Annotated in this window: 8 protein-coding genes; 2 read left to right on the top strand and 6 right to left on the bottom strand. The window is 72.3% G+C overall.

Annotation, left to right across the window (positions count from 1 at the left end; genetic code table 11):
- Positions 1-82: 82 nt before the first annotated feature.
- From IMZ35_RS15530 to eccCa, 3 genes are all read right to left on the bottom strand, one after another.
- Positions 83-397 carry a hypothetical protein gene (locus tag IMZ35_RS15530; RefSeq protein ID WP_199441780.1) on the bottom strand — a complete coding sequence of 105 codons (315 nt, stop codon included), beginning with the start codon at positions 395-397 and terminating at the stop codon, positions 83-85.
- 213 nt (positions 398-610) lie between these two features.
- Positions 611-2572, bottom strand: a complete 1962-nt coding sequence (locus IMZ35_RS15525) for a type VII secretion-associated protein (protein ID WP_199441779.1) — start codon at positions 2570-2572, stop codon at positions 611-613.
- Positions 2573-2714: 142 nt separating this feature from the next.
- The gene (eccCa, locus tag IMZ35_RS15520; RefSeq protein ID WP_199441778.1) at positions 2715-6719 is read right to left on the bottom strand and encodes a type VII secretion protein EccCa; all 4005 of its coding nucleotides are present in this window, start codon (positions 6717-6719) and stop codon (positions 2715-2717) included.
- A 363-nt stretch (positions 6720-7082) separates the two neighbouring features.
- Here eccCa and eccD point away from each other — a divergent pair, with 363 nt between their 5' ends.
- Positions 7083-8489 (top strand): type VII secretion integral membrane protein EccD, encoded by a 1407-nt coding sequence (gene eccD / locus IMZ35_RS15515; RefSeq protein ID WP_199441777.1) that lies wholly within the window; start codon positions 7083-7085, stop codon positions 8487-8489.
- Positions 8490-8506: 17 nt separating this feature from the next.
- Positions 8507-9958, top strand: a complete 1452-nt coding sequence (mycP, locus tag IMZ35_RS15510) for a type VII secretion-associated serine protease mycosin (RefSeq protein ID WP_199441776.1) — start codon at positions 8507-8509, stop codon at positions 9956-9958.
- Positions 9959-10079: 121 nt separating this feature from the next.
- Here the strand turns inward: mycP and IMZ35_RS15505 are convergent, their stop codons facing one another.
- From IMZ35_RS15505 to eccB, 3 genes are all read right to left on the bottom strand, one after another.
- A complete protein-coding gene (locus tag IMZ35_RS15505; RefSeq protein ID WP_307868171.1) occupies positions 10080-11198 on the bottom strand; it encodes a WXG100 family type VII secretion target in 1119 nt (372 codons plus the stop codon).
- 4 nt (positions 11199-11202) lie between these two features.
- The gene (locus IMZ35_RS15500; RefSeq protein WP_199441775.1) at positions 11203-11520 is read right to left on the bottom strand and encodes a hypothetical protein; all 318 of its coding nucleotides are present in this window, start codon (positions 11518-11520) and stop codon (positions 11203-11205) included.
- Between the two features lie 126 nt (positions 11521-11646).
- Positions 11647-13284, bottom strand: coding sequence for a type VII secretion protein EccB (gene eccB / locus IMZ35_RS15495; protein WP_199441774.1), 1638 nt, complete (start codon positions 13282-13284; stop codon positions 11647-11649).
- Positions 13285-13360: the final 76 nt, after the last annotated feature.

Here is a 13360-nt window from a genome sequence, read left to right as displayed (position 1 = left end):
GCAAGAACTGTGGTGGTCGAAGACGTCGATCTACCGAGCAGTGTGATGCGATGAACATCACACCGCTTCAGGGAGATCGGAATCAGCCGAGCCTGCTGCGGATGCTCGACATCGCCTGAGCGCCAGCCGCCTGGTCGGCGACGTAACGCTTGTAGGTGTCGGACAGCAGGCCGCCGATGACGTCGAGCGACTCGGTCAGCTTCTTGCCCTGGGCCGCCAGCTCCTCGTCGGCCTTCCACAGCTCGCGGGCGGTCTCACCCTCGAAGCCCGGCTTGACGGCCTCGATGCTCGAGTCGTACTGCGCCAGGACGCCGCGGATTTCGTCCGACTTGTTGTTGACCTCCTCGGAAAGGCTCCGAATGGTCTCGAGTTCTCCAACACCAAAAGTACCAGCCACGAAGAAAACCCCCTCGTTCGCGTTTCAGGGTCGGGGCGGGCGCGTACTCGCACCCACGCCCCTTACGACGCATACAGTGCCACGTCCGGTTCCCGCCTGTCGCCTTCTCGCCAGAAGTCGTTGCGCGAGTGAACGCCGACCGCGCTCAGCGCGGGAACCGTCGCCACCAGAAGTCGTCCTGGACGTCATCTTCCGGGTGTTGACGACGGCGTCTCAGGAGGTGACCCGCAGCGTCCGCACGACCTGCTCGCAGGCGGTGGCGACCCGTTCGCTGCCCGCGCCGCCGTACTGGCAACCGACGCTGACCTGCGCCTCGCCCCGGAACACCACGTACCAGTCCGCGGTCGCCGAGCCGAGCGCCTCCTGGAAGTGCACGACCTCCTTGCCCGCGAACACCGCGCTGTCGTCGAAGCCGGAGAAGTTCTCCGTCGCCTCGACCTGCGAGCGCAGTTCGGCGACCGCCCGGTCCCGCTGCTCGGTGCTGTCGTAGGTGAGCACCTGCTCCTGCACCACGATCACGTCGTCGCCACCGGAACCGGTGGAGGAGGTCGCGGAACCGGCCGGGACGAGCTGGACCTTCCTGCGCTCGACGTCACCACCGCTCTGCGTCCAGTCCTCCGGCAGGGCGAAGCTGTAGTCGTACTGGGCGATGCTCCTGCGCTCGCTGGTCGGCGCGGTCGCCGACGTCCCGGTCGTCGTGGTGCTCCGCGATCCTGCGCCGGTCACCACCCGGTGCACGACGAGAGCGGCCACGAGAGCGACCAGGACGACCCCGCCGGTCACCAGCAGCGGCACCCGCCAGCGGCGGGACGGCGGCGGCTGCGGCGGCGGCCAGTTCTGCTGCGGCACGACGGGGAACGACGTGTGCCAGCCGGGAGCGGTGTCCGGCCCCCGCGCGAGCTGCGCCTCGGTCGCGGAGATCTTCCTGGTGATCTTGCGGGTCGAGTCGCCGGCGTGGGGCAGGGCGCGCTGACCGCCGGTGTGCGGTCCGGAGCCCGCGCCGGGCCCCTGCCCGAAGCCCTGCTGCACCGGCGTCTGCCCGGTGCCGAACTGCCGCGGCGCGATGCGTCTGGTCGGGTCGTCGACGCCCGGCGTGACCCGCGCGCGGTCGGCGTCCGGCGCCGTCGCGGTGAGCGCTCCGCGCGCCACCACGGTCTCGGGCTGGTCGATGCTCGTCGGCACCACGCCGGACTGCTCGTGCACGAGCCTGGCCACCAGCGGGATGCGGCTGGAACCGCCCACCAGGAACACCCCGGCCAGCTCCAGCGGGGTCAGCCCGGCGTCGCGGACGGCGGCGACGACGAGCGCCACGACCCGGTCGAGCGGAGCGCTGATCAGCCCCTCCAGGTCGGCCCTGGTGACGTGCGCGTCGCGGAACGGCGGCGGCATCGGCACGTCGGTGTAGGCGTGCCGCGACAGCGTCTCCTTGGCGCCCCTGACGTCCTGGCGCAGCACGCGCCTGCGGCGGCGGTCGGCCAGTTCGCGGCCCTCGACCAGCTGCCGCCACGCCTCGGCGTCGTCCGCGCCGACGGACGAACCGAGGTGGTCCAGGAGGAGCTGGTCGACGTCGGCGCCGCCGAAGCCGGGGTCGCCCTTCGTGGCGAGCACCTGGAAGCGCCCGCCGCGGCGGGCGACGACGCTCGCGTCGACCGTGCCCCCGCCCAGGTCCAGCACGGCGAGGGCGGCCCCGTCGGCGAGGCCGCCCGCCGCGGAGTGGAACACCGCGGCGGCGACCGGTTCCGGCACGAGCACGACCTCGCGGCCGAGCCCGGCGGCGGCGCGGGAGAGCACACCGGTGCGGATCGCGCCCCAGTCGGCGGGGTGGGTGAGCACGAGCTGGTCCACGGGCGGCCCGCCGGCGACGCGGCGCGCTTCGGCCACGGCACGGGTCAGGACGGCGCGGACGACGTCGGCCACGGGCAGGACGGTGCTGCCGAGCAGCAGTTCGCCCTCGTCCACGCGGCGCTTGGGGGTCGGCTCGTAGCGGGACGGGTCGACGGCGGCGTGCCGTTCGGCCTCGTGCCCGACGAAGAGGGTGCCGTCGGCGGCGGCGAACACCGCGGAGGGCACCAGCGGCTGGCCGTCGAAGACCACGACCTGCGGTTCGCGTCCACCGGCCGACAGGGCGACGCACGTGCTGGAGGTGCCGAAGTCGACCGCGACGCGAAGACCCACCGCTCCTCCTCTTCCTCGCGTGCGGCGCGCGGAGCCGGACGCACCGCCGACGGTACGGGCACGGCTCGGGACGGCGGACGGCCAGGGGCACGGCCTCGCGAGCAGCCGCCCCGCGACGGGCGGGGCGGCTGCTCGCCGGAGGTCAGTGCGTGGGCGGTGACCAGGCCATCTGGACGCGCAACTGCCCGACCTTGCGGGTGACCATGACGCCCCGGCCCGGCGGCTGCGCGGACGGCTTGACGGCGCCCAGCAGGGCGCCCTCGCCCTTGTCGCCGTTGCCGACGAAACCGGGCGACGCGCCTTCCTTGATCTTGCCGATGATCGGGTCGTACATCGACCGCGACGCTCCGGCCACCCGTCGCATCACCACGAAGTGCAGACCGATGTCCGACGCCTGCGGGATGTACTCGGCCAGCACGCTCAGCGGGTTCTGCCCGCCCTGGGGAGCCACCAGGTCGTAGTCGTCGATCACGACGAACAGCTCGGGGCCGGACCACCAGGACCGCTCGCGCAACTGCTCCTGGGTGACGTCGGCGCCCGGCAGGCGGTTCTGCATGGAGCCCCGCACGTCGTTGACGACCGTCGCGAGCTGGGCCGAGGAGACGGCGTAGCTGAGCAGGTGGTCGGTCTCGATGAAACCGAGCATCGTGCGCCGGTAGTCGACCAGCAGGATCAGCGCCTCCTCCGAGGTGTAGCTGTCCATGATGCCGCGCACGATCGTGCGCAGCATGCTGGTCTTGCCGCTCTCCGAGTCGGAGAAGCCGATGAAGTGCGAGTCGGCGTTGAAGTCCAGGTACACCGGCGCGAGCTCGTTCTCGTCGACGCCGATCGGCACCAGCTTGCCCCGGTCGGGGGTGCGCTGGCGGACCTGGGCGAGCAGCTGCTCGTAGGGCAGCACGTCGGGCAGGAGGCGCACCGCGGGAGCGGCGGGACCGCGCCACGAGCCGCTGACCTTGGCGACGAAGTCCTGCACGCCCGGACCGACCGTCTGCGGGTCGGAGGAGGCGTCGATGCGCGGCAGCGCCGTCAGGAAGTGCAGCTTCTGCGGCGACAGACCGCGGCCCGGCCTGCCCTTGGGCACGTTGACGGCGACCTTGCGGTCGATGTCCGAGTCGCTCGGGTCACCGAGCTTCAGCTCGAACCGCGTGCCGATGAGGTCCTTCATCGCCGGGCGGATCTCGGCCCAGCGGTTGGCCGTGAGCACGACGTGCACGCCGAAGGACAGACCCTGCGAGACGAGCTGCTGCACCTGCGGTTCCAGCGACTCGAACTCCTGCCGGAAGTTCATCCAGCCGTCGATGATCAGGAACGCGTCGCCGAAGTCGTCACCCGGCGTCTCGCCCCGGCGCTTGCGGTTGCGGAACTCGACCATCGAGTCGATCCCCTGCTCGCGGAAGCGCAGCTCGCGCTCCGAGATCAGGGTCTTCAGCTCGGCCACCGTGCGGCGGGCCAGGTCGACGTCGAGGCGGCTGGCGAAGGCGCCGACGTGCGGCAGCTTCTCCATCGCCGCGAGCGTGCCACCACCGAGGTCGATGCAGTAGAACTGCACCTCGCGCGGGGTGTGGGTCAGCGCCATCGACGCGACCAGGGTGCGCAGCATCGTCGACTTGCCCGACTGGGGACCGCCGACGATCACACCGTGTCCGGCGGCGCCGGCGAAGTCCGCCCACAGCAGGTCCCGCCGCTGCTCGAACGGCTTGTCCACCACGCCGAGCGGCGCCTGGAGCTTGCTGTTGGAGAAGAAGCCCGGCGCGGTCAGGCCCCGGTCCTCGGTGGCGGCGAGCGGCGGCAGCAGCGTGTCCATCGACGGCGGCTCGTTCAGCGGGGGCAGCCACACCTCGTGCGCGGGCGGACCCTGGCCGACGAGGCGGCCGACGATGACCTCCAGCTCGCTGGGCTCGTTGCTGTCCTCCTTGGGCGGCTGCGGGGCCGCCTCCACGACGACCGGCTTCTCCGGCTCCTTCGGGATCTCCACGTAGTCGGGCACGAAGAACCGCGGGCGCTTGTCCCCGCGCACCGGCGCGGACGGACCGGCGACCTGGAGCCCGGCCGGGCGGTAGGGACCCGACACGTACAGCGCCTTGAAGCGCAGCAGCGGCGAGCCCTGGATCGCGAGGTAGCCGGAACCGGGGATGGGCGGCAGCTCGTAGGCGTCCGGCACGCCGATCGCGGCGCGCGACTCGGCGGCGGAGAACGTCTTCAGACCGATCCGGTAGGACAGGAAGGTGTCCAGGCCGCGGAGCTTGCCCTCCTCCAGACGCTGCGAGGCGAGCAGCATGTGGATCTGGAGCGACCGGCCGACGCGGCCGATCTGGAGGAAGATGTCGATGAAGTCCGGCTTGGCCGTCAGCATCTCGGAGAACTCGTCGATGCAGATGAACAGCGCGGGCAGCGGGTCGATGTCGGCGCCGTTCTCGCGCGCCTTCTCGTAGTCCCAGACGTTCTTGTAGTTGCCCTTCGCCAGCACCTCCTGGCGACGCGACACCTCGCCCGCGATGGCGTCCTTCATGCGGTCGACCAGGGTCAGGTCGCCCGCCAGGTTGGTGATGGTCGCGGCGACGTGCGGCGCGGCGTCCAGGCCGAGGAACGTCGCACCGCCCTTGAAGTCGACGAGGATCATGTTGAGCGACGTCGAGGAGTGCGTGGCGAGCATCCCCAGCACCAGCGTGCGGAGGAACTCGGACTTTCCGGAACCGGTGGCGCCGATGCACAGGCCGTGCGGGCCCATGCCCTCCATCGCCGCTTCCTTGATGTCCAGCTCGACGGCCTGGCCGTACTCGCCGATGCCGAACGGCACGCGGTAGCGGTCGCGCACCGGCCGGGGCCGCCACGCCTGCTGCACGTCGAACGTCATCGGGTCGCCGGCGATGCCCAGCAGCTCCAGCAGCGAGGCGTTCGCCGACAGCGGGTCCTCGTCCACGCCGCCGGTGTCCAGGCCGCCGGTGCGGTACGGCGAGATGCGCCGGGCGAGCGCCTCGGCCTCGACGAGGCTGAGCCAGTCCGGTGCGCCGAACCACTCGACGCCGCTGGCGCTGCGCGCGCCGAGCTTGCCGTCCTCGATGACCAGGCGCAGACCGCGGCGGGCGGTGAGGTTGCCCAGCGACTCGGACAGGTCGAGCAGGGTGACGCCGACCAGCCCCTCCTCCAGGAGGATCTGCTCCTCCCTGGTGACCTCGCCGTCGTCGATGATGATCACGACGTGCGGCTGGTCGGTGGGCGGCGGCGCGTTGCGGGTGAACCGCTGGCGGTCCCGCAGGGTCTCGTCGAGCATCTGCTCGACCTCCGACAGCGACCCGGCCATCATCCGGAGCTGGCCGATGCCGTCGACGATCGACGGGTGCTGCACGTGCGGCAGCCACTTCGCCCACTCCCACTCGGCCTTGGTGCGGCCGGTGGTCACGACCGCGATGAGCAGGTCGTCGGGGGCGTGGAACGTGGCGAGCTGGGCGATGAGCGCGCGGGCCAGACCGCGCTTCTCCTCGATATCGCCGATGATGCCGACGGCGGCGAAACCGCGCAGGGCGATGGAGATGGGCAGCTCGGGCACCAGCGAGTGGGCGCGCACGAAGCGGCGCAGCGCCAGCGTCGCGATGGGCTCCAGCTCCTCGACGGGGCCGGTCTGCGGCGGCACGAGCCTGGTCGCCAGGCGCTGCGAGCCGCGACCGGCGCGCAGGTGGCAGAAGTCGGGGTCGTTGGTCCTGCGCTCCCACATGCGGCGCGTGGTGGCGAGGGACCACAGCATCTGCGGGTCCGGGTGGACCCACTCGCGCTCGGCGCGCTGCTCGTTCGCGGCCTCGCGGGCGCGATCGCGCATCTGGCCGAGGTAGCGCAGGTAGTCCTTGCGGTCCTCGTTCTGCTCGGCCTTCTTCTGACCCCGGCCGCCACCCATGCCGCCGGCCATCATGCCGATCGTGGACACCAGCATCATGCCCGGCATGATCATCGCGGACGGGTTGCGCCCGCTGTAGGTGAACATCAGGACCATCATCCCGACGGACGAGATGATCATGACGATGGGCATCGCCTTCATCATGATGTTGCCGGGGATGATCCGCGGCACCTCGGGCGGCGGTTCGAGGTGGACCTCACCGCCGGGCGGGCGGGGAGCAGCAAGGCGTGCCGTTCGCTTGAACTGCAGCGTGCTCACCTGACAGGCACCTCTTCAAGTCGCTCGATCAACCCCTCGGCGCCCGCACGACGGAAGAGCTGCGGGGGCGCCACCTGCACGGACCGACACTATGGCGCACGGCGTGTCGGAGGAGTGTCCGGGTGGTGGAAAAACCCGTCGGCCCTCTTCGCCGAACCGCCGGTGCGCGACGGCCCGGTCCGGCCATACTAGGGCCGCCCGCACCGCCGCACGGCCCGTTCCGCGGACCTCGTGCGAGCGGAGTCGCCCGGTTGTTCCACCGGGGAACCGGGGCAATAGGCTCGGACCCGCACGCGGCGCTGCACGTGCGAGCCCGCACCACGACCGAACCACAGACACGTGATCAGGACTTAGGGGGCGCTGGTGGCGACCGGAACGACGGTGTTCAGCCGGGTGACGGTGGTGGCGCCGCGAACGCGCATCGACGTCGCACTTCCGGCCGACGTCGCGGTGGCCGACCTGCTGCCGATGCTGCTGGACATGGCCAAGGAGGCCACTCCGGACGGCGGCGTGCGGCACGGCGGCTGGTGCCTGGCGAAGCTCGGCGACAGTCCTCTCGACCCGAGCAGGACGCTCGCGTCGCTCGGCGTGGTCGACGGCGACCTGCTCCAGCTCCGGCGGCGCAACGAGAACCCGCCTCCCCCGCTGTACGACGACGTGGTCGACGCCATCGCCGAGTCCGATCCGGACAGCTACCGGCCGTGGACCAAGGAGACGGCACGCCGCTTCGGGCACATCGCCGGCTCGCTCGCGCTGCTCGCCGCGGCCGTCGCCGTGCTCCTCGCGGGGCCGCTCGGCGGGGGCAGCGGCCTGCCGGCCGCGCTGACCGCCGGCATCGCCGCGATCGTCGCCATCGCCGCGGGCGCGGTGATGGCGCGCTCCTACGGCACGGCCGACACCGGCGTGCTGATCGCCGCGGCCGGCGGTCTGCCGATGGCCTACGTCGCCGGCCTGTACGCCGTGCCCGTCATCCAGGGCGGCGGCATCGGCCGGCCCAACCTGCTGCTGGCGAGCGTCCTGGTGCTGCTGTGCGCCTCGGCGGCGATCTTCCTCGTGGGCCGCGGCATCACGATCTTCGTGGCCGCCGCCTCGGCGGGCGCGCTCAGCGCCATCGCCCTCGTCTTCGCCGTGTTCATCGCCCACCCGACGCAGGGCGTCGCCGCGGCCACGGCCGCCGTGTCGCTCGCCGCGCTGTCGGTGCTGCCGCGCATCACGATCCAGCTGGCCCGGCTGCCGCTGCCGACCGTGCCCACGAACGCCGAGGACCTCAAGGAGGACGCGGGGTTCCCGGAGTACGCGATCATCGAGCGGCGCACGGCCAACGCCCACGAGTACATGACCGGCATGATCATCGGCACCGGCACGGTCGCCGCCGTCGGCGCGGTGATCTCGGCGTCCGACGGCCGCGTCTGGGGCCCGATCCTCACCGTCGTCGTGAGCCTCGTGCTCATGCTGCGCGGCCGGTCCTACGCCAACGGCGCGCAGGCCGTCGCCCTGCTCGTGACGGGCATGATCGCCGCCTCCGGCCTGCTGATCGGCTGGCTGCTGTCGGCGTCGGCCTTCGACCGCCTGCTGCTGGTGTTCGGCACGCTCGTGCTCCTCGCCGCCGCCGCGCTCGTGCTCGGCGTGGTCTTCCCGAAGCAGAAGTTCTCCCCCGTGCTGCGGCGCACCGTCGACGTGCTGGAGGCCATCCTCATCGCCGTGGTGCTGCCGCTGGCGCTGGCGGTCATGAACCTCTACGTCGTGATGCGCACGCTCATCCCCGCCTGACGGTCAGGAGGCCATCCGTGCGCGTCGCCCGCACCCACAGGAGGTTCGCCGCAGCGTCGGCAGCGGTGCTGGTGCTGTTCACCGCCCCGCTCACGACGAGCACTGCGCTGGCCCAGCCGAGCACCACGACTCCGGTGAACTCCGCGCCGCCGCCGCTGAACAAGTCGCTGATCAACGGCGTGATCAGCGGCGCGGCCCCCAAGCCGGACGCGAACTACAAGCAGAAGAACGAAGCCTGCATCACCTCGGCCACCGGCAACACCACCATCCCCAACAAGCCCTGGGGCCAGATGCAGCTGCGGCTGGAGGAGGCCCACCGGTTCGCCACCGGCAAGGGCGTCAAGGTCGCGGTGATCGACACCGGGGTCAACGACGCTCAGCCGCGGCTCGGCGGCCGGGTCCTGCCCGGTGGTGACTACGTCGAGCAGGGCGCGGGCAAGGACGGCACCGACGACTGCGACGGCCACGGCACCGAGGTCGCCGGGATCATCGCGGCGGGCAAGGACCAGGCGACGGCGTTCATCGGCGTCGCCCCCGACTCCGAGATCATCGCGATCCGGCAGACCAGCTCGAAGTTCGCCGACGAGGCGGCCGGCCGCAAGACCGCGGGCCGGGTCAAGACCCTGGCGTTCGCGATCGTCACGGCCGTGAACAGGGGCGCCGACGTCATCAACATCTCGCTGACCTCGTGCCGCGCCGCCACGCAGCGGGCGAGCGAGGACGAGCCGATGCTCCAGGCCGCCATCGACTGGGCGGTCAACGAGAAGAACGTCGTGATCGTGACGGCGGCGGGCAACGTCAACCCCACGACGCAGCAGCAGGAGGAGCAGGACCCCTGCAGCCCGGCCAACGACAACCAGGACCCGAACGACGTCAACGTGGTCGCGTCGCCGCCCTGGTACGCGAACGACGTGCTGTCCGTGGCGTCGATCGGCCGCGAGGGCAAGGTGTCCTCGTTCAGCGTGTGGGGCCCGTGGGTGAGCATCGCCGCTCCCGGCGAGGAGATCATCACCATCGACCCGAAGGGGTCGGGGCTGACCAACGCCAACGTCGACGCGAGCAACAAGCAGGACACCATCCAGGGCACGAGCTTCGCCTCGCCGTACGTCGCGGGCGTGGCCGCGCTGGTGCGCCAGCGCTACCCGGAGCTGACCGCGCGTCAGGTGATGGACCGGCTGACCGCCACCGCCACGCACCCCGGCAACCCCGACGGGCGCGACAACAAGGTCGGCGCCGGCATGGTGAACCCGGTGGACGCCCTCACCGCCGTGCTGCCGGCCGAGCAGAACGGCGGTCGAGCCGCCGCCCCGCCGCCCCTGAAGACGGTGCTCGGTCCGGCGTACGTGCCCGACCGGACCCCGATGATCGTCGCCCTGTCGGGCACGGGCATCGGCGTGGGCCTGCTGCTGCTGACCATGTTCGTGGTCCACACGATCCGCAAGAACCGGCCCGACCGCCCCGCGAGTTGAGCGTTCGGGCACCGCGAGGTGCCCGTTCGGGAGGCGTGCGCGGAAGCGTTCGCGTCCCGAACGCTCAACTCGCAGTGCCCCAACGCTCAACTCGGGGTGCCCGAACGCTCAACTCGCGCGGTCAGTCCTCGCCGATCACCGGCGGGGTCGTCTTCCTCGGCTTGCCGAAGAGGGCCTCGGCCGACGAGTCCAGGCGCTGCTTCGGCTTGTGCTCCTTGTCCTCGCCCTGGCCGCCCTGGGCCATCATCGGCGGCATCATGCCCATTCCCGCTCCCACGCCGGCCCCGGCGGTGGCGGTGGCGGCCCTGGCCGGCGCGGCGTGCGGGTCCTGGCCCGGCTGAACCTGCGCGGAGGGCTCCTGCACCGCGGTGGCCCCGCCGAACTGGGGCGTCGCGGGCGGCTGCGGCGGTGCGGCGGGCACGGCTCCCGTCGGCACGGCTCCCGCTGGCGCGGCGCCGGTCGACGCGGCGGCCGACGGCACCGCGGCGCTCGGCGGCGCGGGCGACTTCGCCGGTTCCGGTTCCGGCTCGGGCTCGGGCGAGACCGCGGGAGCCGGCGCCGGAGCGGGGGTCGTGGCCGCCTCCGGGGCGGGCACGGCCTCAGCGGGCGCCCACGCCCTCTCCGGACGGTGGGAGGTCCGGTCCCCGGCCGGGTCCTCCTGCTCCACCAGCGCCTCGCACAGCCCCAGGAATGCCTCCAGCACCTCGCGGGCCGCGTCGTGCATCGCGCTCACGGGCTGCCGCAGCTCCTCCAGGTGCTCCACCACGGCGCGCTCGCCCTCCGGCGGCACCAGCGACGGGACCGGCAGCGCGTCCGCGGCGTCGGCGAGGAGCTCGGCCAGGTCGGCCACGATCCGGCGCAGGGCGTCGGCGGTCAGGTCGAGCGCGTCGGCCATCGCCCCCATCGCGTCGGACACGTCACCGCCCGCGCGGCCCGTCGCGCTCAGGTGCTCGACGAACGCGTCGGCGTCCCGGCCGCGCCACGCGGCGTCCAGCTCACCCAGCGAGCCGTCCGCCAGCTCGGCCGCTCCGGTCGTGATCCGCACCGCACGGCGCCAGCGCTCCGCCTCCTCGTGCAGGTCGTCCCACTCGCCCAGCAGGGGGCGGAAGAAGTCCTGCACGGGGTCGGCGACCCCGACCCGGCGGCTCAGCGCCGACAGCCGGTCGAGCTGGTCGGCCACGTCGGCGGCGATCTGCCGACCGCTGCGGCCACGCACCCTCCCGCGCGGTTCCGCGAACACGGCCCTACCGCCGATCGAGGCGCGCGATGGCCAGCGCCGTCTCGGCCGACAGGTTCTCGTAGCGGTCCGCGACGCCGCGCAGCCCGTCACCGGACGCGGCCAGCACGTCGCCCGCGCGGCCCAGCTGCTCGCGCAGCGACCGCGCCGCGCGTCCGTACGCCTCGGCCGCGCGCAGCGTGCCGCCCAGTTCGCCGAAGCTCTCCGGCCGCAGCGGCGAGCCGTTCAGGACCGTGTGCGCCTCGCGCAGCTCGGCCGCCGCCGCCTCGACCCGGTTCGCGCAGGACCGCAACCGGTCGGGGTCTGCCTCGATGCTCCCGCTCATCTTCCCGAACCCACCTCACCCGACTCGTCGTGCGCCACCCCGCCGGGTGGCACCGACTCCGACGGCGGCACGGGACCAGCCGTTCCACCCGCGGGACGAATCGAGCGTCCCGCGGGTGGAACGGCCTCAGCCGCCCTGCTTCTGGGCCTGCTCCGGGAGCAGCCCGGCGGACGAACCGTCCACGACGGAGTCGTAGCTGCGCTGGGCGTCGTTGCGGTTGAGCTGCGGCCCGTCCGGCAGCAGCCGCAGGATGGCGTTCGGCGCCGGGGTGAAGGGACCCGCGCCGAGCCCCAGGGCGCCCGCGGTCTCCACGTCGGGCACGCCGTACTTCACGCCGCGCCCGGTGATGAGCTGGATCGGGCCGCTGCCGAAGTCCTGTGTGGACGTCGAGGCGCGCACCACGGCCGCCTTGCCCGACTCCATCACGAACTTGTCGACCACGTCACCGGTGGCACCGGCCTGGTTGATCTTCACCGCGACCGTGGTCTGCGGCACGGGCAGCGACGCGCCGACCGTCACCTGGGTGCGCTCCGACCTGTTGTCGGCGTTGGCGTTCTCGGCCTTCCAGCCCAGGCACGTCACGGCGTTGTTCGCGTTCGGGTCCAGCACCTGCGGCACGTTCTCGGGGTAGTCGTCGATCGCGATCGGCGACTTCGGGTCGAGCTTGTCCCTGATCCGCGCCGGGTCGATCACGTCGGGCTCCTCACCACCGGCGAAGGCGAACCGGATGAGGTCGCCGACGGCCTTCGGGATGCGCTGGAGCCCGTCCGAGAGGGCGACGTAGAACTCGGGGTCCGCACCGGTGCGCCTGACCTCGACGACCTTGCCGATGGTCAGGTTCTCGCCCTGCACGTAGTTCACCGGCGTGCCCTGGCCCGCGATCTGCGGCGCCTTCAGAGGGCTGACCTCGGGGATCGCGTTGAGCAGACCCGAGCTGACCGCGCGCGGCGTCCTGCTGTCGAGGTTCAGCGCCACCGTGACCTCGTTGTCCGTCAGGTCGACGGCGGCGCGCACGGCGCCGGCGGACGCGATCTTGGAGTTCGGCGGGCGCACGTAGATCAGGTACGCCTTCGACGGATCGTCGCTGGCCTGCACCAGCAGCGCGGAGTCGCCGCTCAGCGTGGTCGCCGCGCTGCTGCTGCCCGCGATGACGGTCGTCTCCACCTCGCCCTTCGCCGCCTGGTTCGCCAGCGAGTTGTCGAGGATCAGCTGGTCGCACACGGACCACTCGGCGCCGATGCGCCGGTCGGCGCCGGGCAGCATGTCGGGGCCGTCGAGGATGCCGGTGTAGCGGTCCTTCGCCATCTTCGACAGCGCGGCCTCGCTCACCAGCTTGGGCTCGCCGCCCGCGGCCTCGGCGCTGACCGGAGCGCTGGCGGGCGCGTCGCCGCCGCCCTGTCCGGTGCCGCCCGCCGCCTTGTCCGGTGTCTGCTGACCGAACAGCAGCAGCCGGGCCGAGGCCAGGTTGGTCATCGGGACGAGGCGGTCGGGGTTCTTCGCCACGACGTAGACCTGGCCGGTCTCCTTGCTGATGGCGATCTGGGTGTTGCCGTCGACGACCGGCTGCGGCGAGAAGAAGCCGTAGATCAGGAAGCCGACCAGCCCGATGATGCCCAGGAGCACGCCCACGGCGGTGGCGCGGGAGTGGGTCCGCATCGGGTCGTGCAGCATCACGGCGTCCCGGCGCACCAGGGCGGACTGCATGCGACGCAGCACGAACCGGTATGCCTGAACCTGTGCCTTGGAGGTGGGTGTTGATGCCATTCTCGGCCTGCTGTCCTCCCAGTCGCGGTACCGTTCGGCAGGATAGCGGGACCGGGATCGGTCCGTGAGCGGGTTG

It is taken from the genome of Umezawaea beigongshangensis, assembly GCF_016464305.1.
In the GTDB taxonomy this organism is placed as follows: domain Bacteria; phylum Actinomycetota; class Actinomycetes; order Mycobacteriales; family Pseudonocardiaceae; genus Umezawaea_A; species Umezawaea_A beigongshangensis.
The sequence above is the reverse complement of the archived record's forward strand: the minus strand, read 5'-3'. Positions and strand labels throughout refer to the sequence as shown.

Coding starts and splice junctions, on each gene's coding strand:
- IMZ35_RS15500 (WP_199441775.1), bottom strand. CDS start 11,520: ATGAGCGGGAGCATCGAGGCAGACCCCGACCGGTTGCGGTCCTGCGCG.
- eccB (WP_199441774.1), bottom strand. CDS start 13,284: ATGGCATCAACACCCACCTCCAAGGCACAGGTTCAGGCATACCGGTTC.